The sequence below is a fragment of the Microbulbifer okhotskensis genome (genome assembly GCF_023895975.1).
GTDB classification, from domain to species: domain Bacteria; phylum Pseudomonadota; class Gammaproteobacteria; order Pseudomonadales; family Cellvibrionaceae; genus Microbulbifer; species Microbulbifer okhotskensis.
Map to the genome: position 1 here is coordinate 1 of NZ_JALBWM010000481.1, position 257 is coordinate 257.

A 257-nucleotide genomic window follows, 5' to 3' on the forward strand; every position below is an offset into this window, starting at 1 on the left:
CGCGAATAACCCTTTTCAAAAAACTGGCATAGACAGTCTTTGTATAAACCTCAGTCGAATCATTCAGAGCGCCAGCATGCTCAAAACGATTCAAGTCGGCAATAAAGTCAACCTTTCCATCGTATTTTCTGGGGCGTCCAGTGCCGCTGTAAACACCTTCATATAGCCACAACAAGTTTGCGTCAGCTCGCAACTTGCCAACGATGTGTAACCCCGTTGGAATGATGGCCGAAATGAATTTCACCTTGGTATAGTAG

At 45.1% G+C, this 257-nt stretch carries 1 pseudogene; it reads right to left on the minus strand.

The annotated features are described in order from the left end of the window. Positions 1-244, minus strand: a pseudogene (locus tag MO867_RS23000) (hypothetical protein); the annotation flags it as partial. Positions 245-257: the final 13 nt, after the last annotated feature.